The organism is Niveispirillum sp. FG148, assembly GCF_057809655.1.
The window spans coordinates 19,386-43,667 of the sequence record NZ_JBMDKJ010000008.1 but is presented as its reverse complement, the minus strand read 5'-3'; the positions used below and the strand labels follow the sequence as shown (position 1 = coordinate 43,667).

23 protein-coding genes are annotated in these 24,282 nt (G+C 66.0%); 10 read left to right on the top strand and 13 right to left on the bottom strand.

The window, feature by feature from the left end:
- The first annotated feature begins 31 nt into the window (after positions 1–31).
- The gene (dapE, locus tag ACODTW_RS10965) at positions 32–1,186 is read left to right on the top strand and encodes a succinyl-diaminopimelate desuccinylase (protein WP_488946035.1); all 1,155 of its coding nucleotides are present in this window, start codon (positions 32–34) and stop codon (positions 1,184–1,186) included.
- A complete protein-coding gene (locus tag ACODTW_RS10960) occupies positions 1,183–1,731 on the top strand; it encodes a hypothetical protein (RefSeq protein ID WP_488946034.1) in 549 nt (182 codons plus the stop codon). The genes dapE and ACODTW_RS10960 overlap by 4 nt, the downstream gene beginning before the upstream one ends.
- 45 nt (positions 1,732–1,776) lie before the next feature.
- Here ACODTW_RS10960 and ACODTW_RS10955 read toward each other — a convergent pair whose 3' ends face one another.
- Positions 1,777–2,268, bottom strand: a complete 492-nt coding sequence (locus ACODTW_RS10955; RefSeq protein ID WP_488946033.1) for an Hsp20/alpha crystallin family protein — start codon at positions 2,266–2,268, stop codon at positions 1,777–1,779.
- A gap of 323 nt (positions 2,269–2,591) precedes the next feature.
- Here ACODTW_RS10955 and ACODTW_RS10950 point away from each other — a divergent pair, with 323 nt between their 5' ends.
- The 6 genes from ACODTW_RS10950 to ACODTW_RS10925 all read left to right on the top strand — a co-directional run bounded on the left by ACODTW_RS10950 (position 2,592) and on the right by ACODTW_RS10925 (position 7,942).
- On the top strand, positions 2,592–3,755 hold the full coding sequence (locus ACODTW_RS10950) for an ATP phosphoribosyltransferase regulatory subunit (protein ID WP_488946032.1): 1,164 nt from the start codon (positions 2,592–2,594) through the stop codon (positions 3,753–3,755).
- A gap of 83 nt (positions 3,756–3,838) precedes the next feature.
- Positions 3,839–5,131, top strand: a complete 1,293-nt coding sequence (locus ACODTW_RS10945) for an adenylosuccinate synthase (RefSeq protein WP_488946031.1) — start codon at positions 3,839–3,841, stop codon at positions 5,129–5,131.
- 70 nt (positions 5,132–5,201) lie between these two features.
- Complete coding sequence (locus tag ACODTW_RS10940) at positions 5,202–5,966, top strand: methyltransferase domain-containing protein (RefSeq protein WP_488946030.1); 765 nt, start codon at positions 5,202–5,204, stop codon at positions 5,964–5,966.
- 42 nt (positions 5,967–6,008) lie between these two features.
- Positions 6,009–6,362 (top strand): hypothetical protein, encoded by a 354-nt coding sequence (locus tag ACODTW_RS10935; RefSeq protein ID WP_488946029.1) that lies wholly within the window; start codon positions 6,009–6,011, stop codon positions 6,360–6,362.
- Positions 6,363–6,503: 141 nt separating this feature from the next.
- Positions 6,504–6,860: a hypothetical protein gene (locus ACODTW_RS10930; RefSeq protein WP_488946028.1), complete on the top strand. Its 357-nt coding sequence runs from the start codon at positions 6,504–6,506 to the stop codon at positions 6,858–6,860.
- A 98-nt stretch (positions 6,861–6,958) separates the two neighbouring features.
- Entirely contained in the window at positions 6,959–7,942 is a 984-nt protein-coding gene (locus ACODTW_RS10925) for an ABC transporter substrate-binding protein (protein ID WP_488946027.1), read from the top strand.
- Between the two features lie 155 nt (positions 7,943–8,097).
- On the opposite strand, the gene ACODTW_RS10920 is transcribed toward ACODTW_RS10925, so the two are convergent.
- The 11 genes from ACODTW_RS10920 to ACODTW_RS10870 form a co-directional block, all read right to left on the bottom strand.
- Positions 8,098–8,289: a YbdD/YjiX family protein gene (locus tag ACODTW_RS10920; RefSeq protein ID WP_488946026.1), complete on the bottom strand. Its 192-nt coding sequence runs from the start codon at positions 8,287–8,289 to the stop codon at positions 8,098–8,100.
- 3 nt (positions 8,290–8,292) lie between these two features.
- Positions 8,293–10,371, bottom strand: a complete 2,079-nt coding sequence (locus tag ACODTW_RS10915; protein WP_488946025.1) for a carbon starvation CstA family protein — start codon at positions 10,369–10,371, stop codon at positions 8,293–8,295.
- 195 nt (positions 10,372–10,566) lie between these two features.
- The gene (locus ACODTW_RS10910; protein ID WP_488946023.1) at positions 10,567–11,202 is read right to left on the bottom strand and encodes a LysE family translocator; all 636 of its coding nucleotides are present in this window, start codon (positions 11,200–11,202) and stop codon (positions 10,567–10,569) included.
- A gap of 317 nt (positions 11,203–11,519) precedes the next feature.
- Positions 11,520–14,348 (bottom strand): translation initiation factor IF-2, encoded by a 2,829-nt coding sequence (infB, locus tag ACODTW_RS10905; protein WP_488946022.1) that lies wholly within the window; start codon positions 14,346–14,348, stop codon positions 11,520–11,522.
- 49 nt (positions 14,349–14,397) lie between these two features.
- The gene (locus ACODTW_RS10900) at positions 14,398–15,096 is read right to left on the bottom strand and encodes an RNA-binding protein (protein ID WP_488946021.1); all 699 of its coding nucleotides are present in this window, start codon (positions 15,094–15,096) and stop codon (positions 14,398–14,400) included.
- Positions 15,097–15,141: 45 nt separating this feature from the next.
- A complete protein-coding gene (nusA, locus tag ACODTW_RS10895; RefSeq protein WP_488946020.1) occupies positions 15,142–16,638 on the bottom strand; it encodes a transcription termination factor NusA in 1,497 nt (498 codons plus the stop codon).
- 28 nt (positions 16,639–16,666) lie between these two features.
- Positions 16,667–17,458, bottom strand: a complete 792-nt coding sequence (rimP, locus tag ACODTW_RS10890) for a ribosome maturation factor RimP (protein ID WP_488946019.1) — start codon at positions 17,456–17,458, stop codon at positions 16,667–16,669.
- 414 nt (positions 17,459–17,872) lie between these two features.
- Complete coding sequence (locus ACODTW_RS10885) at positions 17,873–18,484, bottom strand: outer membrane protein (protein WP_488946018.1); 612 nt, start codon at positions 18,482–18,484, stop codon at positions 17,873–17,875.
- A 120-nt stretch (positions 18,485–18,604) separates the two neighbouring features.
- Positions 18,605–19,381 carry a lysophospholipid acyltransferase family protein gene (locus ACODTW_RS10880; protein ID WP_488946017.1) on the bottom strand — a complete coding sequence of 259 codons (777 nt, stop codon included), beginning with the start codon at positions 19,379–19,381 and terminating at the stop codon, positions 18,605–18,607.
- 96 nt (positions 19,382–19,477) lie between these two features.
- Complete coding sequence (locus tag ACODTW_RS10875; protein ID WP_488946016.1) at positions 19,478–20,095, bottom strand: YdcF family protein; 618 nt, start codon at positions 20,093–20,095, stop codon at positions 19,478–19,480.
- Positions 20,092–20,976: a cell division protein FtsX gene (locus tag ACODTW_RS10870; RefSeq protein ID WP_488946015.1), complete on the bottom strand. Its 885-nt coding sequence runs from the start codon at positions 20,974–20,976 to the stop codon at positions 20,092–20,094. The genes ACODTW_RS10875 and ACODTW_RS10870 overlap by 4 nt, the downstream gene beginning before the upstream one ends.
- 244 nt (positions 20,977–21,220) lie before the next feature.
- On the opposite strand from ACODTW_RS10870, the gene ACODTW_RS10865 reads away from it, so the two are divergent.
- On the top strand, positions 21,221–22,219 hold the full coding sequence (locus tag ACODTW_RS10865; protein ID WP_488946014.1) for a zinc-ribbon domain-containing protein: 999 nt from the start codon (positions 21,221–21,223) through the stop codon (positions 22,217–22,219).
- A 51-nt stretch (positions 22,220–22,270) separates the two neighbouring features.
- Here ACODTW_RS10865 and ACODTW_RS10860 read toward each other — a convergent pair whose 3' ends face one another.
- Positions 22,271–23,242: a hypothetical protein gene (locus ACODTW_RS10860; protein ID WP_488946013.1), complete on the bottom strand. Its 972-nt coding sequence runs from the start codon at positions 23,240–23,242 to the stop codon at positions 22,271–22,273.
- A 230-nt stretch (positions 23,243–23,472) separates the two neighbouring features.
- On the opposite strand from ACODTW_RS10860, the gene ACODTW_RS10855 reads away from it, so the two are divergent.
- The gene (locus ACODTW_RS10855) at positions 23,473–24,267 is read left to right on the top strand and encodes an ABC transporter ATP-binding protein (protein ID WP_488946012.1); all 795 of its coding nucleotides are present in this window, start codon (positions 23,473–23,475) and stop codon (positions 24,265–24,267) included.
- Positions 24,268–24,282 lie beyond the last annotated feature (15 nt).

Here is a 24,282-nt window from a genome sequence, read left to right as displayed (position 1 = left end):
CCCGATCTCAAACGCCCCTGAGCCTGATGCCATGACCATTGATCCCGTTGCCCTGACCCAGGACCTGATCCGTTGCCCCAGCGTCACCCCCGCCGATGCGGGCGCGCTGGGCGTGTTGCAGCGGGTGCTGGAAGCCATGGGCTTCACCTGCCACCGGCTGGTGTTTGAAGAGGCGGGGACCGATCCGGTCGACAATCTCTATGCAAGGCTGGGCAATGCGGCGCCGAATTTCTGCTTTGCCGGTCATACGGACGTGGTGCCCGTGGGCGACAATGCCGCATGGACCGTCGATCCTTTCGGGGCCGAAATCATCAACGGCAAACTTTACGGTCGCGGCACGTCCGACATGAAGGGTGCGATTGCCGCCTTCGTCGCGGCCGTGAAGTCATTCCTGGATCGTAATGGTGTTCCCGCCGGCTCCATCTCCCTGCTGATCACGGGGGATGAGGAAGGGCCCAGCATCAATGGCACGCGCAAGGTGCTGGACTGGATGCAGGCCAGGGGCGAGCGGATCGACGCCTGTCTGGTGGGCGAGCCGACCAATCCCCGGGTGATGGGGGAGATGATGAAGATCGGCCGGCGCGGGTCGGTCACGGCCACGCTGACCGCCTATGGCGCGCAAGGCCATGTCGCCTATCCGCATCTGGCCGACAATCCCCTGCCGCGCCTGACCAAGGCGCTGTCCATGCTGGCCGAAAGCCCGCTGGACGAGGGCACGGCGCATTTCCAGCCCAGCACCCTGGCGCTGACCACCATCGATGTCGGCAACCCGGCCAGCAATGTCATCCCGGCCAAGGGTACGGCCAAGTTCAATATCCGCTTCAACGACCTGCACACGCCCAAAAGCCTGGAAGCCCATATCCGTGATGTGCTGGAGGAAGTGGGCGGCGCCTGGGACCTGAAGATGGCCGTGTCGGGAGAGGCATTCCTGACCCCGCCCGGCGCCTTGGTGGCGACGGTGGCGGGGGCGGTGACGGCCGTGACCGGCCAGCAGCCGGAACTGTCCACCAGCGGCGGCACGTCGGACGCCCGCTTCATCAAGAATTTCTGCCCCGTGGTGGAATTCGGGCTGGTCGGCCAGACCATGCACAAGGTCGATGAACATGTGGATGTCGCCGACATCCGCACGCTCGCCGCCATCTATGACCGGGTCCTGACCGATTTCTTCGCCAAGGGTGCGGCGTGAGCCCGCTGCTGGGCGCTGTCCGTCTGGCGGCCCTGGACCGGCGCGGGATCGAGGCCATCGACCCGACGCCGCTGGGCGCCTGGCGCAGTTGCATCCTGTTCGTGCCCATGGTGCTGATCCATGTGGCCATCGACATGCTCGACATGCCGGACGGGGTGGATGTCGCACCTTTCCTGCTGCTGTCGGCGCTGGGCTTCCTGCTGCAGATGGCGGGATATCTGGTGATGACGGCGCAGGTGCTGGACGGCATGGGCCGCGCCGACCGGTTTCCACTGTTTGTCTCCACCTATAACTGGTGCAGCGCCGTCACCTCCCTGGTCAACCTGACGGGTGCCTTGCTGGCGGCCCAGGCCAGCATTCCCATCGCCAACGGCATCGCCATCGGCCTGTTCTTCTGGGGCCTTTACTATAGCTGGTTCACGGTTCGGCTGGCGCTGTCCTGCCCCGGCCCGGTGGCTGCCGGTCTGGTCCTGCTGGAAGTGCTGATCGCGCTGCTGACCCAGGGGCTGGCCGGGCAGATGGCGCTGCTGGCCAAGGCGGGGTGACCCCCCGGTCGGCGTGGAACGCCAGACCGAGGGGCGGGAACGGGTTCAGGCCGCCTTGATCTCGATCTTTTTCACCGGCTTTTCCGATGCCGGTGCCTTGGGGATCGTCACCTTCAGCACGCCCTTGTCGAAAGCAGCTTCCACCTTGTCGGCGTCGGCATCAAAGGGCAGGGCGAAGCGGCGCAGGAAAGTGCCCTGGGCGCGTTCGACCACATGGAAGTGCTTCTTCTCGTCCTTCTCTTCCTTTTCGGTCGTGTGCTCGGCCTTCAGCGTCAGGACATTGTCGGTCAGGTCCAGATGAATGTCCTTGGCGTCGATGCCCGGCAGATCAGCCGTCACTTCCAGGCCGGCTTCCGTTTCCACGACATTGACCTTGGGCGACAGGAAGCCGCTGCTGGTGAAGCTGGGCAGCGACCAGTCAGCCGTGAAGCTGTCAAACAGCCGGTCCATCTCCCGGCGCAGACTGGTGAAAGGGTCCTCCCCGCGGCGGGTGACATCCGTCGTCCGGCCAAAGGGGATCAATGACTTGAAGTCCATGGCACCACCTATTCGGCAAAGGTTGCGACAGGACGGCGGCCGGGTGCGGAACCGGTCATGACCGTCCACGAAGTCAGCACGGACTCCATACGGCGATCGGGTTCAGCTTGCGTTGACCTGGGTCAAATGGCGCGGGTTGATTTCCGGATTTCTCCAAAACGAAACAATCGTCCCTCCCCCCCGCCCCCCTCTGCGCAGGGCAGCCCGCCAGCCGGTGCGGGGTCTTTGCATTTGCGTGAAGGCCGGGCCTGGGCTAAGACCGGTTACCGGTGTTGGGGACCCCTCCCATCGCTTTTGCGACACTCTTCATCGGTATTCAGCCCATGACCGATACGCCCTCCAAGGCCCTGGCGGCCAAGGCCCTGCTGCCCACCGGACTGCGCGACCTGCTGCCGCCGGACGCGGAGCATGAGGCGCAGGTCGTCGGACGGCTGCTGAAGGAATTCCATCGCCATGGGTATGAGCGGGTGAAGCCACCCCTGGTGGAGTTCGAAGAGGGGCTGCTGTCCGGCTCTGCCGCGACGCTGGCCAACCAGACCTTCCGCATCATGGATCCCGTGTCGCAGCGGATGATGGGTGTGCGGTCCGACATGACGCCGCAGGTCGCCCGCATTGCCACCACCCGTCTGCGCAAGGCGCCGCGCCCGCTGCGTCTGTCTTATGCCGGTCAGGTGCTGCGCGTGAAGGGCAGCAGCCTGCGCCAGGAACGCCAGTTCGGGCAGGTGGGCGTGGAACTGATCGGCCCCGACCGGGCAGAGGCGGATGCCGAGATCATTCTGCTGGCGGCAAGCGCCCTGTCATCGGTGGGGGCCAAGGGCATTTCCATCGACCTGACGGTGCCGACCCTGGTGCCGGCCGTGGCCCAGGCCTTGTCCCTGTCCGGCGATGATTACGCCCGCCTGCGCGCGGCGCTGGACCATCGCGACGCGGCCGCCCTGACCGACGCGGCGGGCGCACACAGCGCCCTGTTCCTGTCCATCCTGAACGCGTCGGGCCCGGCCCCGGCTGCTGTGGAACGGTTGGCCGCCATCGATCTGCCGCCCGTGGCGCAGACGGCGCGGCGGGAGCTGACCGATGTTGTCCGCCTGATCGCCCAGGCCGATCCCACCCTGTCGGTGACCATCGACCCCGTGGAAATGCGCGGGTTTGAGTATCAGACGGGCGTCAGCTTCACCATCTTCGCCCGCGGTGTGCGCGGCGAGCTGGGGCGTGGTGGCCGGTACCGCACGGGCGGCGCCGATCCTGTGGGAGAGGCGGCAACGGGCTTCACGCTTTATACCGACACCGTGCTGCGTGCCCTGCCGGGGCCACAGCCCACCAAACGCGTTCTGCTGCCTCTGGGCACCGATTATGCCGAAGCGCAGGCGCTGCGCGCGCTGGGCTGGCACACGGTTGCCGCCATGGCCGATCTGGCCGATTCCGCGGCAGAGGCCAGGCGCCTGTCCTGTTCCCATATCCTGACGGCGGACGGGCCCACGCCCGTCTGACCCGATTTCCGATCGAACCCTGAACAAGGGGGCGGGCCTGCGTGACGGCGCCGCCCCAAACTTCCCAAGAAGCGAGGAATATCATGGCCAACGTGGCGGTCGTCGGGTCCCAGTGGGGCGACGAGGGCAAGGGCAAGATCGTTGACTGGCTGTCCAGCCGCGCTGACGTCGTGGTCCGCTTCCAGGGCGGCCATAATGCCGGCCACACGCTGGTGATCAACGGCGTGGTCTACAAGCTGTCTCTGCTGCCGTCGGGCGTTGTGCGCCCCGGCAAGCTGTCGGTCATCGGCAATGGCGTCGTCGTCGATCCCTGGGCCCTGCTGAAGGAAATCGACAGCATCCGGGAAAAGGGCGTGGACATTACGCCCAAGACCCTGCTGGTGGCGGAAAACTGTGCCCTGATCCTGCCGCTGCACAGCGCGGTGGACAAGGCGCGTGAGGAAGCGCGTGGCGTCAACAAGATCGGCACCACGGGTCGCGGCATCGGCCCGGCCTACGAGGACAAGGTGGCCCGCCGCGCCATCCGCGTCTGCGATCTGGCCGACGAGGCGGTGCTGGAGCATAAGGTCGAACAGCTGCTGTTCCATCACAATGCCCTGCTGCGCGGGCTGGGCGCGGCGGAGCTGAGCAAGGACGAGGTGCTGGCCCAGCTGCATGAGGTGGCGCCCAAGCTGCTGCCCTACAGCGCTGTGGTCTGGAAGTACCTGGACGAGGCCCGTCGCCAGGGCAAGCGCATCCTGTTCGAAGGTGCCCAGGGCGCCATGCTGGATGTGGACCATGGCACCTACCCGTTCGTGACCTCCTCCAACACGGTGGCCGGCAATGCCGCCGCCGGGTCGGGCATGGGGCCGGGGGCTGTCGGCTATGTGCTGGGCATCACCAAGGCCTATACGACCCGCGTCGGCTCCGGCCCGTTCCCAACCGAACTGCATGACGAGATCGGGGAAAAGATCGGCGTGCGCGGGCACGAGTTCGGCACCGTGACGGGGCGCAAGCGCCGTTGCGGCTGGTTCGACGCCGTCATGGTCCGCCAGGCCATCAAGACCGGCGGCATCACCGGCATTGCGCTTACCAAGCTGGACGTGCTGGACGGGTTCGATGAGATCAAGGTCTGCACCGGCTACAAGTACAAGGGCGAGGTGATCCACCATCTGCCCGCCGGCCAGACGGCGCAGGCCGAAGTGGAGCCGATCTACGAGACGTTTGAAGGCTGGAGCGCCAGCACCCAGGGTGCCCGTTCCTGGGCCCAGCTTCCCGCGGCCGCCATCAAATATGTGCGCCGGGTGGAAGAACTGATCGAGGCGCCGGTGACCCTGCTGTCCACCAGCCCCGAACGCGATGACACGATCCTGATGAAGGATCCGTTCGAAGGTTGATCCCCCTTGCAACGCCGCCCCACCGGGCGGCGTTGTCGTTTCTGGACCCCGTTGGAGAAAGGAGCGCGCCATGCAGTGGAATCCCGGACAATATGAACGGTTCCGTGGGCCCCGCGAACGACCGGGCCAGGACCTGCTGGCGGGTATCCCGCCGCTGCAGCCGGCCCGCATTGTCGATCTGGGCTGTGGCACCGGCTACCTGACGCGGCAATTGGCAGCCCGATTCCCCGATGCCGCCACGGTGGGGCTGGACAGCGACGCTGCCATGCTGGCCAAGGCAGCCCGTGACGCGTCCGGCGTCACCTGGGAACTGGGCGATATCGGGCAATGGCGTCCGGATGGGCATCCGGATCTGATCTTTTCCAACGCGGCCCTGCATTGGCTGCCCGATCACACGACCCTGTTCCCGCGGCTGGCCGGTTACCTGGCGCCGGGGGGCGTGCTGGCTGTGCAGATGCCGCGCAATTTCGATGCGCCTTCCCATCGTCTTCTGCTGGAAACGGCGGCGGCCGGGCCCTGGGCTGCCACGCTGATCGGGGCACTGGACCATCGCACGGTGCTGTCGCCGGCTGATTACTGGCGCGTTCTGCATCCGGTCGCTTCCCATGTCGATATCTGGGAAACCGACTATCTGCATGCGCTGGAAGGCGATGATCCCGTGCTGGAATGGGTGTCGGGGACGGCGCTGCTGCCCGTCACCTCCCGGTTGCCGGCAGATCAGGCGGCCGATTTCCGGGCCGACTATGGCGCCCGTCTGCGTGCGGCATACCGGCCCGAATCGGACGGGTGCACCCTGTTTCCGTTTCGGCGTCTTTTCATTGTCGCACGGATTTAGGATACTCTGCTTCCAGGGGCTCTAGCTGCGCGGGTGTCCGGAATGCCGCTGAATGTTTTGGAAGTGGCGATCTATGCCATGGTTCTGGCGGGGGGCGACCCCCTGGTCTGTACCCGTCAGGAGGGGACGGAGGAGATGGTGCTGTGTTCCAACGGCCAGGTGGCCCACATGGACCAGGACCGGATCACCTTCAAGAAGAACGTCGCCGTCGTGAAGATGGCCGACGGCACCTTGGTTTTTTCCAACGGCATCAGCTCGCATTGGGGCAGTGCCGGCTGGGTGCAGTTCTCCAACAACATCTCCATCCGCCGCAGCAGTGACGGGACCTTCAAGACCAGCAAGAACCTGGTCTGCCGGCAATTAAGCGCCGACAAGGCCACCTGTCAGAAGGATTGACCGGCGCCGGGACGCCCGAATGCGGATTCCCGTATCGACCGCTGCTGACTCCGCTTGAGAACAAAACAAGAACATTGTAGAAAGGAGAACAGAAGGCAGCGGGAGTACGACATCCCGGTTGCCGGGATGATGGAGGCGGGAATGAAGCCGGCGATCCGACACAGCGCATTGATGGGCAGCATCGGCTGCGCCAATTTCCGGGGCCAGGATTTTGAGATGCATTGCATCTGCTGTGGAGAGGAAAGCCGGTGGCGCACGGACATGCTGGTCCGTCGGCACGGTCATGACTGGACCGTGGCCGAATTCAGCCGCCGCTTCCCCTGTCCGGGCTGTGGGGAGGTCGGGTCCTCGGTACTGAAGATCGTGGCCCGCCCCGCCGATCAGCAGGCCACGCGGTTCCGCCGCATGGCCCCCCGCCCCGCGCTTGGGGCAGAGCTTCCCCCGCCGACCGCGCATTGGCGGATGCGCGTGGTGGGGGACGGGACGGCCGTTTCCTGACGGGACGGCCGTCCTTTCGGCCGCTTGGCAGGGAAGGGGACCTCCCGTACAAGGAAACGACTCCGTCTTCGATCGCCTTCGCCCGTTGGGAGCCCGTGATGCTGCGCCGCCTGCTCGCCCCGATCCTGGCTTTATCCGCGACCCTGGCCGCCCTGGCTTGGCCTGCCGTCGCGCAAGAACGGCTGGTCTTCGTCACCGACTGGCGCGCCCAGGCCGAACATGGCGGCTTCTACCAGGCCGTGGCCGCGGGCCTGTATAAGGCGCGGGGGCTGGATGTCGTGCTGCGCCAGGGTGGTGTCGGCATGGACCCGCAACAGATGCTGGCCGCCGGCGCCATCGACGCCGCCATGGGTTCCAGCGGCTTCTTCACGCTCAATCTGGTGGAAGCGGGCGCCCCCGTCGTCACCGTGGCGGCCCTGTTCCAGAAGGATCCCGTCATCCTGATGTCGCATGACCGGCCGGACGTGAACAGTCTGGCCGACATGAAGGGCAAGCCCATCGCTGTCGGCGACCCGACCGTGGCCACGATCTGGCGCTATCTGAAGTTCCGCTATGGGTTCGAGGACAGCCAGATCCGTAAATACACCTTCAACATCGCGCCCTTCCTGGTGAACAAGCAGGCGATCCAGCAGGGCTATGCGACATCCGAACCGTTCACGGCGCAGAAGGCCGGGGTCAAGCCCAAGGTCTTCCTGCTGGCCGATGATGGGTACCTGTCCTATGCCGCCACAATCATGGTGCGCAAGGGTCTGGCGGATCAGAAGCCGGAATTGGTGCGCGCGTTCGTGGAAGCATCCATCGAGGGCTGGAAACAATATCTGCACGGTGATCCGGCCGCCGCCAACGCCCTGATCAAGCGCGACAATCCGGAAATGGACGACGAGACGATCGCTTATGCCCGCGCCCGCATGATTGATTACGGGCTGGTGGAAAGCGGCGAGGCGCTGACCCGCGGCATCGGCACCATGTCGCCCGACCGTTGGGAGGCGTTCGCCCGGCAGATGATCGCGCTGGGCATCTATCCGGCCGGGCTGGACTGGAAGAAGGGCGTGGATTTCCGCTTCGTCGGGCCCAAACAATGATAGTGCGTCCCGGTGATCGTGACCGATCACCGGCCGCAATCGCCGCACCTGCATCCGTAAGCCTGGCTACGCCGTACCGACAGCCATAATTTTGACCGTCGGTATAAGGGCCGGGGAAAGCCCTCCCCGGCCCTTGCATTGCCGCGCCGGCATGGTCAGCAGCAACGGTTCACACCACTCCACCGCCGGTCCAGTTCGGACATGTAGAACGCTTCCCGGTCCAGCGGTGGCTGGTCCGGGTGGCGGTCCTGATGGCGGGCGAGGTAGTTTTCATACGCCGCATCGCCGGACACTTCCCGCAGCACGGTCCAGGCCGCACGCAGGAAGCTGGCGGGCCCCGCCATCATGGCTTAATGCCCCTGCAGGCCGGTCGGGTGCGGCAGGGTAGCCGCATCGACATAGGGTGCCTCCGCCAGGGGCGGCACCGGCTTGCCCTGGACATGACGCAGGGAGATGCGCGCCATCTCAATGATCGTCACCCACAGGACCAGGATGAAGAACACGGTCAGGCCGGCATCCAGGCGCTGGTTGAAGATCAGCTGCGGTGCCGAATCGAGCGCCTTGCCGATCAGGGTGCCTGCCTGCAGCTTGGCTTCCAGCGCATTGGCCCCGGCCAGGAAGCCGACGCGCGGGTCCGTGTCGAACAGTTTCAGCCACGCGGCATAGGTGGTGGTCACGGCCAGGAAGGCCATGGGCACACCCGGCACCCAGGCGTAACGCCCCTTGTCCTGCTTCACCAGGATGGTGGTGACGATGGCCAGCGCGATGGCGGCCAGCATCTGGTTGGAAATGCCGAAAAGCGGCCACAGGATGTTGATGCCGCCATAGGGATCGATGACGCCGATATAAAGAAAATAGCCCCAGCTGGCGACGAACAGGGCTGAACAAACGATGGCCGGTCCGCGCGCCTTGGTGTTCCCCAAGGGTGCCCAGATATTGCCCAGCAGGTCCTGCAGCATGAAGCGGCCGACACGCGTGCCGGCATCGACGGCCGTCAGGATGAACAAGGCCTCGAACATGATGGCGAAATGGTACCAGAGCGCCAGCATGCTTTGCCCGAAGGCGCCGGCGAAGATCTGGGCCATGCCCACCGCCAGCGACGGTGCACCGCCCGTGCGGGCCAGCAGCGTCGTCTCGCCCATGGCGTCGGCCAGGTCCTTCATATGCTGGGCTTCCACCGGGAAGCCCCAGCTGCTGATGGTCGCCGTTGCCGTCTCCAGCGTGGAGCCGACCAGGCCGGCGGAGCTGTTGATGGCGAAATAGACGCCGGGGTCCAGCACGCAGGCCGCGATCAGGGCCATCATGCCGACAAAGCTTTCCATGGCCATGGAGCCATAGCCGACCAGACGCAGGTCGCGTTCCGACATGATCAGCTTGGGCGTCGTGCCCGAACTGATCAGCGCGTGGAAGCCCGACACGGCGCCACAGGCGATGGTGATGAACAGGAACGGGTACAGCCCGCCCGCCACCACGGGCCCCGTGCCGTCCACGAACCGGGTCAGCGCCGGCATGTGCAGTTCCGGGCGCAGGATGATGACGGCAAACGCCAGCAGCAGGATGGCGCCGATCTTGATGAAGGTGCTGATATAGTCACGCGGGGCCAGCAGCAGCCAGACCGGCATGATGGCGGCGAAGAAGCCGTAACCAATGACCAGCAGCGCCAGGGCCGGGCCGTCGAAATTGAACAAGGGTGCCAGGGCCGGGCTTTCGGCTACCCAGCGTCCGCCGACCGTGGCCAGCAGCAGCAGCACCAGACCGACCAGCGATCCTTCCAGCACATGGCCGGGGCGGATATGACGCATATAGATGCCGACCAGGATGGCGATGGGGATGGTCATGGCCACGGTGAAGGTGCCCCAGGGGCTGTGCTTCATGGCGTTGACCACGACCAGACCCAGGACGGCCACGATCAACACCATGATCAGCAAGGTGCCGACCAGGGCGGCACCGCCGGCCACGGGGCCCAGCTCGTCCCGGGCGATCTGGCCCAGGGTACGGCCGTTGCGGCGGGTGGACGCCCACAAGACCACCATGTCCTGAACGCACCCGCCGATGACGGCCCCCGTCAGCAGCCAGAGTGTTCCCGGCAGATAGCCGAACTGTGCAGCCAGGGTCGGCCCGACCAGGGGGCCGGCGCCGGCGATGGCCGCGAAATGATGGCCGAAGGTGATCCAGCGGTGGGTGGGCACATAGTCCCGCCCGTCATTCAGGCGCAGCGCCGGGGTGGCCCGGCTGGGGTCGGCTGACAGCACCTTGGCGCAGATCCAGCCGGCATAAAGACGATAGGCCACCGCATAGATGCCGAAGGCGGCCGCGATGAACCAGAAGGCGTTGATCGTTTCGCCACGATGGATGGCGATGCCGCCCAGGCAGGCGGCACCAAAGACGCCGATGGCGATCCAGATCAGGTTTTGGGCAGTTTTGGGCATTGATCATCTCCCGGATGCCGCAAGGTCATTGTTCAACCCGTTTGCTGGCGGAACCATGAAACGCCCGGAGAATGGGAAAGGCCAGCAAGAACCAGCGACATCCGATGTTCAGTACACGGATAATTGCCCAGGCATCGCAAGCCGGCCGCTGCTTGAAAAGGCGACCAAGGTCGTGCGGCGGGCTGTCGCAGGCGCTCATGCCCAAGGGCCTGTCACGCCGTTCCAAAGCGCCAGCAGCCCCAGGCCCAGCAGCGCCAGTCCGGACACCCGGTCAATCCACAGCCGCAGACCCGTCCCCAGCACATGACGCATGCCCATGACCAGGGACACGACCAGAATCCACCAGAGCAGGGAACCGGTGAACACCCCGGCGACCGTCGCCAGGGCGGCCGGCATCCCCAGCCCTTCCGGCGGGGCCAGGGCCGTCAGCAGGGCGGCGAAGGTCAGAATGGTGGGGGGATTGGTCAGGGTCAGGCCGATTGCGGTCAGGAATTCCCGACCGCTGCGATCCGCTACCACCCGGCCGTCACCATTGTCGGCGGAGATCGGCGCCCGCAGCGTCTTCCACCCCAGCCAGACCAGGACCAACCCTGCCACAACATGCAGCGGAGCGGCATGGTCCAGCAGAAAGCCCGACAGACCGGCCAGGCCCAAGGCAGCCACGATGCCATAAAGCCCATCGCCCACGGCGATGCCGCCACCGATGGCCAGGCCGCGCCGCCAGCCATGGGCCAATGTCGTGCGCATGCAGAGAAGTGACATGGGGCCAACGGGAGCCGCGATGGCGGCACCGATGCCCATGGCTTTCAGGAAAAGGGGGAATTCGATCATATCCATGCTCCCAAAATTAAAAACCCCGCCGACGGGCTGTCGGCGGGGTGCTTGACGATCGTGATGTTCGGATGTGGCGGGGTGGGGGGTCTCAGCAGACCCGCTTCACCCCTCCGTCACCCGGCCACGCGCAGGCCACCGCCGGAGGGCGGGCCTGTTGTTGCGCGAAGGATGGGGTGCGGCTGGTCATCATGGGGGAAAGTTCCCGCGGAACCAGGACGCCGTCAAGGGTGATTCGGGTCAGGTCGATCAAGGCAAAGAAAAAGGGCCGACGGTTCGCACCGCCGGCCCCTTCTCGATCGATCCCGTTCCCTGACTTACAGGACGCGGGCGATTTCTTCCATTTCGAAGGCTTCGATGATGTCGCCTTCGCGGATGTCTTCGTAATTCTCGAAGGCCATGCCGCATTCGAACCCTTCGCGCACTTCGCGGACTTCGTCCTTCATGCGCTTCAGGGTCTTCAGCGTACCCTCGTGGATCACAACGTTGTCGCGCAGCAGGCGGACCTTGGCGCCGCGCTTGACGATGCCTTCGCTGATGCGGCAGCCCGCGACCTTGCCGACCTTGGTGATGTTGAAGACCTGCAGGATATGCGCGTTGCCCAGGAACTTCTCCCGCAGCGTCGGCGCCAGCATGCCGGTCAGCATCTGCCTTACGTCATCGATGATGTCGTAAATGATCGAGTAGTAGCGGATTTCGACGCCGTCGCGCTTGGCCATGTCGCGAGCCTGCGGATTGGCGCGGACATTGAAGCCCACGACCAGACCCTTGGACGCATTGGCCAGCGTGATGTCGCTTTCCGTGATGGCGCCCACACCGGACGTCAACACGCGTACCTTCACTTCCGTGTTCTCGGCCGTCAGCTTCTCCAGCGCACCGGAGATGGCTTCCACCGAACCCTGCACGTCGCCCTTGATGACGATGGGCAGTTCCTTGGCCTCGCCGGCCTGGATCTGCTTGAACATCTGCTCCAGGGAGCCGCGGCCGGACTTGGCGCTCTCGGCCTCGCGCTTCTTGCGGGCACGGTACTCGGTGATTTCGCGGGCGCGGCTTTCGCTCTCGACCACGACCATCTCTTCACCGGCCAGCGGCACGCCGCCCAGGCCCAGCACCTCCACCGGCGTGGCCGGGGTGGCGTCGGAGACATTGACGCTGCGGTCGTTGACCAGGGCACGGACACGGCCCCATTCGGAACCGGCCACGACGATGTCGCCCACCTTCACAGTGCCGCGCTTGACCAGCACGGTGGCGACCGGGCCACGACCCTTGTCCAGCTTGGCCTCGACCACCACGCCTTCGGCGGTGCGATTCGGGTTGGCCTTCAGCTCCAGGATTTCGGCCTGCAGCAGGATGGCTTCTTCCAGCTTGTCCAGGTTCAGGCCGGCCTTGGCCGACACTTCCACGTCCAGGACGTCACCGCCCATGCCTTCGACAACCAGTTCATGCTGCAGCAGTTCCTGGCGGACACGATCCGGCTTGGCCGAGGGCAGGTCGCACTTGTTGATGGCGACGATGATCGGCACGCCGGCCGCCTTGGCATGGCGGATGGCTTCGATCGTCTGCGGCATGACGCCGTCATCGGCAGCCACGACCAGCACCACCACGTCCGTGACGTTGGCGCCACGGGCGCGCATCTCGGTAAAGGCGGCGTGACCCGGCGTGTCGATGAAGGTGATCTTCGACCCGGACTTCAGCTGCACCTGATAGGCGCCGATATGCTGCGTGATGCCACCGGCCTCGCGGGCGGCGACGTCGGTCTTGCGCAGCGCATCCAGCAGCGAGGTCTTGCCATGGTCGACGTGACCCATGACGGTGACGACCGGCGGACGGGACACCAGGTCCTCGCTACGGTCGACATCACCCTTCACGCCGATTTCCACGTCGCTTTCGGCGACGCGCATCGGACGGTGACCCAGCTCCTGCACAACCAGTTCGGCGGTATCGGCGTCGATGGTCTGGGTGATGGTGGCCATCACACCCATGCGCATCAGGGCCTTGACCACATCGGCGCCACGCTCGGCCATGCGGTTGGCAAGGTCGCCGACCGTGATGACCTCCGGGATCACCACGTCGCGCGTCACCTTCTGCGTCTCCTGACGGCCGAACAGCCGCATGCGTTCACGTTCGCGGGCACGCTTGGCGGCGGCCATGGAACGCCCGCGGCGTCCCTCGTCATCCGACAGGGCCTGCGAGATGGTCATCTTGCCACCGCGACGCTTATCGTCGACCTTGGCCTTGACCGGGGCGGCGGGGACCTTGGCGGCCACCTTGCCGGGACCGGCGACCTTGGCGCGGCGCGGACCTTCTTCCTCGTCGAAATCGGCAGTCGGGCCACCGGGGACACGCGGCGCCGGGCGGGCAGCGCCCGCATCGGTCGTCGTGGTCGTGGCGGGCCGGGCGGCATTATTGCCACCGGCCGGACGGGCCGCGGAACGATCATCATCCGCAGCCGGGGCCGCGGCATGACGGGAGCGGCTGCTCTCGCCACGGTTCGCGGCTTCGGCCTTGCGGGCGTCCTCGGCTTCCTTGCGCTTGCGCTCGGCCTCGGCGGCGGCGGCCTTCTCGGCCTCCTGGATGGCGCGCAGCTCTTCCAGCTCACGACGGCGGACGATGTCCTCGTCCAGCGGCTCCGCATTGGCCGCAGCCACCGCAGCTTCCGCCGCCGCAGCGGCCTCGGCCTCGGCGCGGGCTTCGGCCTCGGCGCGGGCCTCGGCTTCGGCGGCGTCCAGTGCTGCCTGTTCCTCTTCGGCGCTGACGCGGCGATCCTCTGCCTCGGCGGCGGACCGCAGGGCGCGGATGCGCGCCTCGCGTTCGGCATCGCTCAACTGCCGGGGGGCATTACCGCGCTGCTGGGGGCCACGGCCGCCGGCCGAACCTTCCGCAGCGCGCCGGGCGGCAGCACCACCGTCGGCCACGCCCTGGACGGCGCCCTTCTCGAAGGTCCGCTTGCGCTTGACCTCGACCGCTACTTCCTTGCCGCGCCCATGCGAGAAGCTCTGGCGCACGGTGCCGGACGCGCCGCCCCCGCCCGCCTGCTGTGCCGGGGCCGCCGGCTTCGGCTTGTTGGCCCCACCCAGTCCAAGCGTCGGGCGCCCACCCAAGGTAAGCACCTTCTTGTCGCGGTTCTGGTCGTTGGTATCGCTCATCCCTAATCCGACAGTAAGCCGTTGAAACCCAATACGCGTCCCCAAATGTTCAGGGACCCGTTCCGCCGAGCGCGGAAAGCCGTGCAACTTCGCGGCGGACCTGTGCCGCCAGCGGACCCGCCGCCAGCACCACATGCACCGCCTCATCCCGGCCCAGGGCCGCCCCAAGTTCCGCCCGATCGAACAGATCGATCAGCGGCACACCCAGCGCCTGTGCCAGGGCGTGCAACTTGCTCCGACCATCGTCGGACCCGTCGCACGCTTCCAACCACAACCCTACACTCTTTTGGCCCGCACCGCCCGTCCGGCCGATGACACCGGAACGCAATGCAGCCTGTACCTTCTCAAACCCCGGCAGCGCGCCCCCACCCTTGCGGGCCAGGCCGATCAGGCCCAGGGCACGACGACGGATCAGGCGGCGGGTCAGTGCCAGAAGATCCGGCACCGGCTTCACCCCCTGACGGGCGGCCTTGGCGAAAAGCCCCTTGGCCAGGGCCTTTTCAACCAAACCCGTCTCGGCCGTCAACCACAGCCCGCGACCGGGCAGGGTTTCGTCCACGTCGGGCACCACCGTCTGGTCGGGTCCGATGACGAAGCGGACCATGCCCGCCTTGTCCTGGACCTTCCCGCTGGCGATGCAGCGGCGCAGCGGGCTTTTGCGGCCCGCCACGGCCTCCGGTTCATCGGCCTGGGCCTCGGCGTCCAGTTCCGGCGGATAGCCGGGCGTCGCCTCAATGCCGCTGCTCATGAACCTGTTCCCTATAAACGGTCACCGATGGCGGACCCTTGCGGGTCAGCCCTCGGCGGCCTCCTCGTCAGCGAACCAATGCGCACGGGCGGCCATGATCACCTCATTGGCCTTATCCAGCGTCATCGCGTCCTTGCCAAGGATGTCGATCAGTTCGTCACCCGCCAGATCGGCCAGATCGTCGAGCGTCTTCACGCCCTTGTCACCCAGCTTCACCAGCATGGCCGGCGTCAGCGCCTCGATATTGGCGACGTCATCTTCGACGCCCATCTCGCGACGCTTGTTTTCCAGGATCTCGTTCTGCTGCTCCAGATACGTTGCGGCGCGATTCTGCAGCTCGGCAGCCACATCCTCGTCGAACGCTTCGATCCGGGTCAGTTCATCCAGGTCGACATAGGCAATCTCCTCGACAGAGGTGAAGCCTTCGTTAACCAGCAGATGGGCGATCATGTCATCGACGTCCAGGGCCTCCATGAACAGGGCCGACCGCGACGAGAACTCGGCCTGACGGCGCTCGCGCTCCTCGGCTTCGGTCATGATGTCGATGGTCCAGCCCGTCAGCTGCGAGGCCAGACGGACATTCTGGCCGCGGCGGCCGATGGCCAGCGACAGCTGGTCGTCGGGCACCACGACTTCGATCTTGTTGCCTTCGTCATCCAGCACGACCTTGGCCACTTCGGCCGGGGCCAGCGCGTTGACGACGAAGGTGGCCGGGTCGGGCTTCCAGGGGATGATGTCGATCTTCTCGCCCTGCAGCTCGCCGACGACGGCCTGGACGCGGGAACCGCGCATGCCGACGCAGGCGCCGACCGGGTCGATCGAGCTGTCCTTGGAGATGACGGCGATCTTGGCGCGCGACCCGGGATCGCGGGCCACGGACTTGATCTCGATGATGCCGTCATAGATTTCCGGCACTTCCTGCTTGAACAGGCCGGCCATGAACATCGGATGCGTGCGCGACAGGAAGATCTGCGGCCCGCGCGGTTCCTTGCGCACGTCGTAGATATAGGCGCGCACACGGTCACCGACCTTGAAATGCTCGCGCGGCAGGCACTCGTCGCGGCGCAGGATCGCTTCGGCGCGGCCCAGGTCGACGGTGACATTGCCATATTCGACGCGCTTGACCAGACCGTTCACGATCTCGCCCTTGCGGTCGATATATTCGTTGTACTGGCGCTCGCGCTCGGCCTCGCGCACCTTCTGCACGATGACCTGCTTGGCCGTCTGGGCGGCGATGCGGCCGAAATCGATGGGCGGCAGCGGATCGACGATGAAATCACCGATCTGCGCCTTCGAATTCTTGCGACGGGCCTTGGCGAGATCGACCTGGACGGCCTCATTCTCCACCGTCTCCACCACTTCCATGTGGCGGGTCAGCTGGATATCGCCCGTCTTGCGGTCGATGCGGGCGCGGATGTCGTGCTCATGCCCGTACTTGGAACGGCCAGCCTTCTTGATGGCCTCTTCCATAGCTTCGAGCACATGCTCCTTGTCGATGTTCTTCTCGCGGGCGACCGCGTCGGCTACTTGAAGCAGTTCCATCCTGGCGAACCCTGCCTTCTATGCTGAATCAGACCGAACCGGCGCCGGCTTCGGCGTCGTTCTGGTCATCGGTGGTGTCGCTATCCTGGTCACTATCCTGACCCTTGCGGGCGAAACGCCCCGGGCCCTTCTTCTTGGAAGCCTTGTCCGCTTTATCCGCCTTCGGCCCCTGATGATCACTCTTGGGACGTTTCACGGGCTTGGCCGTGTCGTCCACATCCATCTGCCCGCCTTCGGTGCCGGCGGCCAGTCCCTGGTCGGCGGCGGCTGCGGCCAGCAGCGCGTCGGTCAGTTCCAGCCTGGCCTTGGCCACCTGGGCGAAGGGGATTTCCGCCACTTCCACCAGGTCGGGATCAATCTCCACCGGCTTGGCCTTGGCCGAAACCTTGGCGCCCGGCTTGCGCTTGGGCGGCTGCGAGGTCTTGGCGTCCAGCGCGATCAGCACATTTTCGCCTTCCACCCCGTAAAGGGTGCCGCGAAAACGCTTGCGCCCATCCAGGGGAATGTCCGTTTCGATCCGGGCCTCCAGGCCCTTGAACCGTTCGAAATCCTTCAGGCGGGTCAGCGGCCGGTCGATGCCGGGGCTGGACACTTCCAGCGTATAGGCCGACGCGATCGGGTCTTCCACGTCCAGAAGGGCGGAGACCGCATGGGAAATGTCGGCGCAATCCTCCACGGTCATGGCGTCGCCATCGGCGCGGTCGGCCATGATCTGCAGGGTCGGGCGCTGCCCGCCGGAAATCTGCAGGCGCACGATCTCATACCCCATGGCCTCGACCGAGGGGGTGATGATGCCGCCGATGCGTTCCAGCACGTCCATTCGCGTTCCAACTCCAACCCGGCCGCCGGCAGTCCGATCGGCAAGGCCCAGATAAACAAAAAGGCGGGCCAAAGGCCCACCCGCAAAGCAGACCAGCCTGCCAACGATGCTCGCTGGCCGGTCCGTATGGGATAAAGATGACGGTTATATAGACCCGTTCGCCGCGGGAGGAAAGACGGAAATGCGCCGGAGGTGGCACTCACCCCGCCCAGTTCGCGCATTCCTGCCCCCCGGTTGACGGGAACGGACCGCCCGATCCGTTCCCGCCGGAAGCTTATACCGTGTCCCGGTGATCGCAACCGATCACCGGGCTTCAATCGCCGGCGCCGCCGGCTCGGCTACGCCGCATGTGCGGTGCTGTGGCCGTCGCCGCCGTACCAATTCCCGATGAGTCCGGCTCACCGGAAATTGGTATCAGAAGCTCACCCGGGCTGTCAGCTTGACGATGTGGGTGCTGACATTATCGGCACCGTCGCCCTTGGCGTTGATCCAGAGGTAACGGTAGCCGGGGGCAATGGTCAGGCCATCGAACAGCGCGATGTTCAGGCCCGCTTCGCCGAAGGCGGCGGCGTGGGTGCCGTTGTTGATCGCCAGCAGCCCGGCATCATTGTCCAGGTGCGCGACACCGCCGCCCAGGCCGACATAGGGCTGGTACTTGGCGGTGACGGGCAGGTCGACATAGGCGCCGGCCATGGCCGTCCACAGGGTGACATCCCCCGTGGGCTTGGTCAGGGTCGGATACTTGGTCTTCAGGGCTGTGGTCAGCGTGCCGTCGATGTCGGCGATGCGACCATAGGTGCCTTCCAGCTCGAAGCGGTAATCATCCAGCCGATAGCCGGCGGCCAGACCGCCCGCGAACTTGTTCTGGCTGTCGCCCTTGGCGGCGGACCAGGCGGGGTGATGGGAATAGTCGCTGCCCAGGAAGGCGGAGACGGAGGAGGCGACATAGGGGCCATCCTCGGCGCGGGCGGCGCCGACGGCGGACAAAAGCATGGCCGCTGCGGCCAGCAGATGTTTGGTCTTCACGGGTATTGTTCCTGCTTGATCTGTCACACGCCCCTGGCGCGACAGATAAGGCTTTGCGCGGCAATGCGAAAGCCCCTGCAGGAGGGAAATGGGTCCACTATTTCGCAGACCGGGTGTGCCTTATCCTGTCTTGGCCGCATCGGTGGTGCCGGTCTTCGCGGCGGGGCGGGGGGTGGCAACGCCGCCCACGGCCAGGGCCAGACGGTTGCTGGCGGTTTCCACCTGTTCCTCCAGCAGCGCCAGCGCATGTTCCCTGGGCAGGCCGGGCGGAATGGGGGGCAGGAACTCGATGGTGATCAGGCCCGGCCGCTTGATGAAGGTCTTGCGGCCCCAGAATACGCCGGAATTCACGGCCATCGGCACCAGCGGCACACCCAGATCGCTGTACAGCAGGGCGATGCCGACCTTGTAAGGCCGGTATTCGCCCACCGCAACGCGGGTGCCCTGGGGGAAGATCACGATCTCGCGCCCCATGTCGCGCATCACGCGGGCCCCGCGGACCAGCGAATTGATAGCGGCCCCGCGCTTCCCGCGCTTCACGGGGATCAGCTTGGCCTTCCAGGCGTACCAGCCCCAGAGCGGGATATAAAGCAGCTCATGCTTCAGCACGATCGAGGGATCGTGGAAAAGCAGATGCAGCTTCATCGTCTCCCACATGGACTGGTGCTTGGCGCCCACCAGATAGGCCCCGTCCCTGGGCAGGTGCTCCACGCCCTTCACCTCGTAGCGCAGGCCGATGATGGTGCGTTCCAGGAAGGACAGGCTGCGCAGGTAAAACCGTATCATCACCAGCGCCACCGACCGCGGCATGACCATGATCCAGACGATGCCCGTGCAATAGACGGCCGTCCAGACGAAGAACAGGATGTTGAAGAGCAGCGAGCGGACAAACAACATGCGCGTATGGTCTCCCGGCGGTGCGGCGGCCGCCCATTAAGGCCAAGCCGCCCCGGCTTGTCCAGGCCGGGCACCGCCGTTGCAGGGGTGCCCTTCTCAACCCGCAGGGGCGCGCGGCCCCGTCAGGGCGGCGCGGGCCAGGGCCAGCAGATATTTGTTGTATTCGCTGACGATCAGCTCCGCCGTGCCGGGCCAGCCCCACCAGCCATCCAGCCGCACCTTCGGCGGCGAAACGGGGTGTGGAACCAGGGTGACGCCCGGCAGGGCGCGGCGGAATTCCACCAGGCTGCGCGGCATATGGTAATTGGCGGTGACGACGCGCAGGCTGTGGAATCCCTCGTCCGCCATCCAGCGTGCCGTCTCCACGGCATTGCCCTCGGTATCGTCGGCGTCGTAGCCCAGCTCGACACAGCATTCCAGATCGTTGCCGGACTTGGAGGACAGGGCCAGCAGCTCCCGCACTTCCACGCCGCGGTAAACGCCGCTGATGAACAGTTTGCGGGCCTTGCCGGCCCGAAGCAGGTCGAAGCCGACCGACAGCCGCGCGCTGCCACCGGTCAGGACGACGATGCCGTCGGTGGTGATGGCGTCGTCGGGCGCCTGCCGCGGCAAGGATGCCGCGAACAGGAACAGGCCGATGGCCCAGGTTGCCGCCAGCGCCGCCCCCGTCAGGGCCGGCCCGCGCAAGGGCCGGGGAAGCAGCCGCCCAATCACGGCAGCCGCCCCAGTGCGCGCATGACGGTCAATCGCGCTGTGGCGGCAGCCAGGATCACGGCCGTCACGGGTACGGCCGGCAGCCAGGCCCAATCGCGCAGGTTCAGCGCCATGTCGGGCAGCAGCGACGCGTCCAGCCCGCGGCCCGCCTGCTGCAGGCCCCAGAGCGTGGCCAGCGCCAGCAGGAAACCGATGCCGCCGCCCAGCAGCGACTGGCGCATCATGTGGCTTTGGAACTGGCCGGCGACATAGCCGTCGGTGGCGCCCATGACATGCAGCAGTTCCACCTCGTCCCGATGGACGGCGAATCCGGCGCTGGCGGCGAAGATGATGGAGGCGACGCCGGCCCCGCCGATCAGGGCGATGATGCCCACGGACAGGGCCTGGACCGTGCGGGCCAGCCGGCGCAGATCGCCCAGCCATCGGGCCGGGTCCTCCACCGTCACGCCCGGCGCGGCGCGGTTCAGCTGTTCGGTCAGATCGTCGATCCTGGCGCCATCGGCCAGACGGACATCGATCAGGGCGGGCAGGGGCAGTTCGGCGACCAGCGCCCCGTCTCCCAGCCAGGGTTCGACCAGGGCCCGCGCATCGGCGTCCGACAGGCGGCGGGCATCGACGACAAAGACACTGCCCGACAGCGCATCCATCACCTTGCGCACCCGTTCTTCCTGGTCGCGGACGCCGTTGGGGCCGGTGGGGGCCACCTGCACGGTCATACCGGATGACAGTTCGCTGTCCCAGCGCCGGGCCAGGCCCGACAGGATCAGCGACGCCGCCAGCGCCAGCGCTGCCAGATAGACCATCAAGGCGATGATCCAGGGCAGGAAGCGCCCGGTGGCATCCTGGCTCAACGGAATGTCGAAATGCGCGCGGCGGCCCATCTTTACCCTGATCCGGCGGAAGTCGGCGGGCGGCCCTGCCACCCTTGATGAAGGTCACAGGAATGGCACGGGCAAACCGGCGCGTAAAGCAGGGGATCGTGTCGACGCCCCATCCGATGGAGGTAGCGGTGCCCCCAACCCCCAACCTTGCGCTGCACCCGGCGGCCCGCCTATAAGGATAGGGAGCCCCCGTGCCTGCACGGGCGACCCCGATTTCCCACCAGCAATCCGGCGCCCCTCCGCGATGATCCTCTCCTGCCCGTCCTGCGCCAAACGCTTCATGCTCGACGGGCGGCTGTTGGGTGAGGGCCGCAAGGTCAAGTGCGGACAGTGCGGCCATATCTGGTTCGCCGAACCTGCCATGGCCCTTTCACCGCCGCCCCCGCCCCCCCGGCGGGAGGTGCCGGTCGAGCGGTCAGGCGCGCGGACTGCCACGTCCGCAGCCAATGCCGCCCCGACCATCGCCAAGGTGGAACGCCCAGGGTCGGGGACGCCGGCATCGCGACCGGCCGCACGGCCGGCGGCCCGCAACGCCCCCGCCAGTCCACCACCGCCGCCGCCGTCCAAGGATATTTTCGACGAACGGCCGACGCTGTTCGACGATCCGCCGGCCGATGACGAATTGTCGGGGCTGGCCCAGGACGCCCTGTCGGGCAGCTTCGAATCCAGCCGGTTCGATGCCGACGGCGAGGATATGGGCATGGCCCGGCCCTTCCGGCCGCGCCCCATGCCCAAGGGCAGCAACCTGCCGGCCATGCCGGGAAAGGCCAGACGCTTCAGGAAGGCGACCGTCGCCGCCTGGATGGGGCTGCTGCTGGTCGTTGGCGGGGCCGGTACGGGCATCGTGCTGGGCAAGGACGAGATCATCCAGGCCTGGCCGGCCTCCTTCCTGCTGTATGAAATGGTGGGGCTGGCCGAACTGCCGGGCACGGGTCTGTCGGATCCGGGCGATCCCAGGAACACGAAGGTCGAGGTGCGCGACGTCGAGGGCGTGAACCTGCTGTTCGTGACCGGGGAGATCGCCAACAAGTCCGACACGCAGCGCGACGTGCCCGACATCCAGGCCGTGGCGCTGGGAGAGGATGGCAAGGAACTTTACGCCTGGCGCATCATCCCGCCCGTGCGCCGCCTGTTCCCCAACCAGTCGACCAAGTTCGAAAGCCGCATGCCCGAGAAGGAGGGCAGCCAGGCCAAGAGCATCAGCTTCCGTTACGTGGCGCCGGAGCCGGTCGGCGGGCATTGACACGGGTTGGTTTTCCGACCCCCCGTGTCCCCGAAATCCGGGGCCGCACCGTTACCGCGGGGCGGGGCGGGAGGCGAGACGCCAATGCTTGGCCTGGGAATAGTTGCGGGCCAGGAACTGGTAGGTCTTCTTCAGCACGGCCTCGAACGGACCGCCCTTTTCGACCGTCACCGCTTCCCAATCCTCCATCACCTCGTCCCAGGGCAGCAGGGTCTGGTGCAGGTCGTCCCGCATTTCGCGGATATAGGCGATGTTCTTGTCGAACTTCAGCAGCATGGACAGGATCTCGCCTGTCTGCGCATCCACCTGGTCGAAGCGCTGCCCCATGTCGGTCAGGGGCGGTAATGACAGTGTCTGCATGCGGACGATTTCCTCACGCAGATTGCGTTCATTCTTGTAGATGCGGTGTGCATCCTCCAGCCCGTCGCGGATCTTCTGCAATTTGGCGCAGCGTTCGCGCAGCGCCTCAATGTAGGACAGTTCCTTGGCCAGCAGGTCGATGCGGGTTTCCACCTGCTCCTCGGCGTTGCCGGTCAGGGCCAGCTTGTTGGCGATCATCTGAAACGCCTCGCGCACGCGGGCCTTGGTGCCGGGGTCCTCCACCACCTGCTCCAGCTGTTCCGGGCTGGAAATCACCGTTTCGCCACCCGTCAGCCAGGTGACCATCTGCACGGTCAGGCGTCCCTTGGCGATGTTGAAATGCTTGTCATCGACCCGCCAGGAAGCGGTGCCATCAATCAGTTCGTTGGGAATCGTGTCGCCGGGGCGGATTTCCCGCACATATTTCAGACCCTTCGATGCCATGTCCAGCAACTGGCCGTCGAAGCTTTTCGGGTCGATCTTGAATTCATTGCACAGTTTGGCGATGGCGACTTCGGCCTGCACCTTGCCCAGCATGAAGCGCATCACCGGTTCCTCCGCCGATTTGGACCAGACGAATCGGCAGCCTTCGACCGTGAACACCTTGTGCTCAAACACGAAATGTGTGCTGCGGTTCGGGGCGGGCTGGATACCTTGGCTCATGCTGGACGACGGACCGGATGGAAGACGGAGGATTTTTCATCCATAGCACGGTACGCGCCGTCCCGCCGCGTCAATTCCCAACAGGGTCCGAAGATCGGACTTCCAGCCGGGGTGGCCGGTCACGGGTGCGCCAACAATTGAGTGGTTTCAGCAGGATTTCCCCCTTTCGCGGCCGGGGCTTGGCGCGGTAGCTTGGGGGCGGACCTTTGAATTGCTTTGCACGGATACAGATGCCGCCCAGCCCGATCGCATCCACCGCAGTCCCGGCCGTAGAGGTGGAGGCGCTGCATAAGCGTTTTGGCGACAATGAGGTGCTGAAGGGCGTTTCCCTGTCGGCCAAAGAGGGCGAGGTGGTGGCCCTGATCGGTTCCTCCGGGTCGGGCAAGAGCACGCTGCTGCGCTGTATCAACCTGCTGGAAATCCCGGACGAGGGCATTGTGCGCATCGGCGGTGAACAAATCGCCATGAAGCGCACCGCCCGCGGCGTCCATCCCGCGGACGGCCGCCAGGTCGACCGCATCCGCCAGCGCTGCGGCATGGTGTTTCAGAGCTTCAATCTCTGGACTCACATGACGGTGCTGGAAAACATCATCGAGGCGCCGGTACATGTGCTGGGCCAGCCCAAGGATCAGGCTGTGGCCAAGGCGGAGGCCCTGCTGGCCAAGGTCGGCCTGTCGGCAAAGCGCGACGCCTACCCGTCGCAGATGTCGGGCGGGCAGCAGCAGCGCGCGGCCATCGCCCGCATGCTGGCCATGGAACCCAAGGTCATGCTGTTCGACGAGCCGACCAGCGCGCTGGACCCCGAACTGGTGGGCGAGGTGCTGAAGGTCATGCGCGACCTGGCGACCGAGGGGGCGACCATGCTGATCGTCACGCATGAGATGGCGTTCGCCCGCGACGTGTCGCACAAGGTTGTGTTTCTGCATCAGGGGCGCATCGAGGAGGAGGGGACACCGGCCGAAGTGTTCGGCAACCCCAAGTCGGAGCGCTGCCGGCAGTTCCTGACCCGCGAGGGTCAACGCTGAACCCGACCCTGACCG

Excerpts from the sequence above, each read along its gene's own strand:
- dapE (WP_488946035.1), top strand. The coding sequence starts at position 32 with ATGACCATTGATCCCGTTGCCCTGACCCAGGACCTGATCCGTTGCCCC.
- ACODTW_RS10955 (WP_488946033.1), bottom strand. The coding sequence starts at position 2,268 with ATGGACTTCAAGTCATTGATCCCCTTTGGCCGGACGACGGATGTCACC.
- ACODTW_RS10950 (WP_488946032.1), top strand. The coding sequence starts at position 2,592 with ATGACCGATACGCCCTCCAAGGCCCTGGCGGCCAAGGCCCTGCTGCCC.
- ACODTW_RS10945 (WP_488946031.1), top strand. The coding sequence starts at position 3,839 with ATGGCCAACGTGGCGGTCGTCGGGTCCCAGTGGGGCGACGAGGGCAAG.
- ACODTW_RS10940 (WP_488946030.1), top strand. The coding sequence starts at position 5,202 with ATGCAGTGGAATCCCGGACAATATGAACGGTTCCGTGGGCCCCGCGAA.
- ACODTW_RS10935 (WP_488946029.1), top strand. The coding sequence starts at position 6,009 with ATGCCGCTGAATGTTTTGGAAGTGGCGATCTATGCCATGGTTCTGGCG.
- ACODTW_RS10930 (WP_488946028.1), top strand. The coding sequence starts at position 6,504 with ATGAAGCCGGCGATCCGACACAGCGCATTGATGGGCAGCATCGGCTGC.
- ACODTW_RS10925 (WP_488946027.1), top strand. The coding sequence starts at position 6,959 with ATGCTGCGCCGCCTGCTCGCCCCGATCCTGGCTTTATCCGCGACCCTG.
- ACODTW_RS10920 (WP_488946026.1), bottom strand. The coding sequence starts at position 8,289 with ATGATGGCGGGGCCCGCCAGCTTCCTGCGTGCGGCCTGGACCGTGCTG.
- ACODTW_RS10915 (WP_488946025.1), bottom strand. The coding sequence starts at position 10,371 with ATGCCCAAAACTGCCCAAAACCTGATCTGGATCGCCATCGGCGTCTTT.
- ACODTW_RS10910 (WP_488946023.1), bottom strand. The coding sequence starts at position 11,202 with ATGATCGAATTCCCCCTTTTCCTGAAAGCCATGGGCATCGGTGCCGCC.
- infB (WP_488946022.1), bottom strand. The coding sequence starts at position 14,348 with ATGAGCGATACCAACGACCAGAACCGCGACAAGAAGGTGCTTACCTTG.
- ACODTW_RS10900 (WP_488946021.1), bottom strand. The coding sequence starts at position 15,096 with ATGAGCAGCGGCATTGAGGCGACGCCCGGCTATCCGCCGGAACTGGAC.
- nusA (WP_488946020.1), bottom strand. The coding sequence starts at position 16,638 with ATGGAACTGCTTCAAGTAGCCGACGCGGTCGCCCGCGAGAAGAACATC.
- rimP (WP_488946019.1), bottom strand. The coding sequence starts at position 17,458 with ATGGACGTGCTGGAACGCATCGGCGGCATCATCACCCCCTCGGTCGAG.
- ACODTW_RS10880 (WP_488946017.1), bottom strand. The coding sequence starts at position 19,381 with ATGTTGTTTGTCCGCTCGCTGCTCTTCAACATCCTGTTCTTCGTCTGG.
- ACODTW_RS10870 (WP_488946015.1), bottom strand. The coding sequence starts at position 20,976 with ATGGGCCGCCGCGCGCATTTCGACATTCCGTTGAGCCAGGATGCCACC.
- ACODTW_RS10865 (WP_488946014.1), top strand. The coding sequence starts at position 21,221 with ATGATCCTCTCCTGCCCGTCCTGCGCCAAACGCTTCATGCTCGACGGG.
- ACODTW_RS10860 (WP_488946013.1), bottom strand. The coding sequence starts at position 23,242 with ATGAGCCAAGGTATCCAGCCCGCCCCGAACCGCAGCACACATTTCGTG.
- ACODTW_RS10855 (WP_488946012.1), top strand. The coding sequence starts at position 23,473 with ATGCCGCCCAGCCCGATCGCATCCACCGCAGTCCCGGCCGTAGAGGTG.